2 protein-coding genes are annotated in these 837 nt (G+C 30.8%); both read left to right on the top strand.

Annotated features, from left to right (window positions below; genetic code table 11):
* The coding region (locus LPC13_RS16710; RefSeq protein ID WP_234089032.1) for a siphovirus ReqiPepy6 Gp37-like family protein at positions 1–359 on the top strand (359 nt) is incomplete at its 5' end.
* A 4-nt stretch (positions 360–363) separates the two neighbouring features.
* Positions 364–753: a gp53-like domain-containing protein gene (locus LPC13_RS16705; protein ID WP_234089031.1), complete on the top strand. Its 390-nt coding sequence runs from the start codon at positions 364–366 to the stop codon at positions 751–753.
* The last annotated feature ends 84 nt before the right edge of the window (positions 754–837 follow it).

Here is an 837-nt window from a genome sequence, read left to right as displayed (position 1 = left end):
ATTCTAACTTAACGGATAGAGGTAAAAGTAAATTAGCTGAAAATACTATTACTGAAAGTTTTGAAGCTACTATAGATGCTCAAAATTATAGAATTGACTGGGATTTAGGAGACTTTGTAACTATTCTAGATGATGAAATAGGTGTTATTAGTGATATACAAATAGTAGAAATTAGGGAAATTTATGAAGAAGGTATATTAACTATAGAACCTACTTTTGGAGAGGCTATAAACCAATTTGGAGATAGCTTTAAACAAGCTATTAACAATCCAGTTTATGAAAATACAAAAAGTGTTATATCAACTACTATTCCTAATTCTAAAGGAGTTAAGTGGTTAGAATTGATAGGAGAGGAGTGATAATATGGCTATAAAAAAAGTAAGAGAAAGATTTCATAATGGTGGTACTACTGGAACAGAAGCTGATTATGATGTATTACATTATGAAACTAGTGAGGATATGATTATAGGACAAGTTCAGAATCTAGCTACTACAGGTTATAGAACACTTCCAGGTGGACTTATAATTCAATGGGGAATAGTTGAAGGAGTTACAAACTCATGGAAGACAGTTCGATTCCCGATAGAGTTTCCTAAGGCTAGTATAAGCGTACAGTTACAAGAGTTGAATAATACAGGTGGTGCTACACAAACATATTTACAAGATGCATATGTAGGTAATAAAACATTATTTACTTGTAAGCATGAAGGAACTACATCTAGAAAATTCTATTGGTTTGCAATAGGATATTAAGGAGGTATTTATGTATTTAAGTGGAAATGATAAAGATTTTACGTTCAAACATGAAAAAATTCATGTTATAAGTTCTGATGATGT

The organism is Clostridium celatum (assembly GCF_021412605.1).
Lineage (GTDB): Bacteria > Bacillota > Clostridia > Clostridiales > Clostridiaceae > Clostridium > Clostridium celatum.
This window is presented reverse-complemented; position numbering and strand designations above follow the sequence as displayed.

Coding starts and splice junctions, on each gene's coding strand:
- LPC13_RS16705 (WP_234089031.1), top strand. CDS start 364: ATGGCTATAAAAAAAGTAAGAGAAAGATTTCATAATGGTGGTACTACT.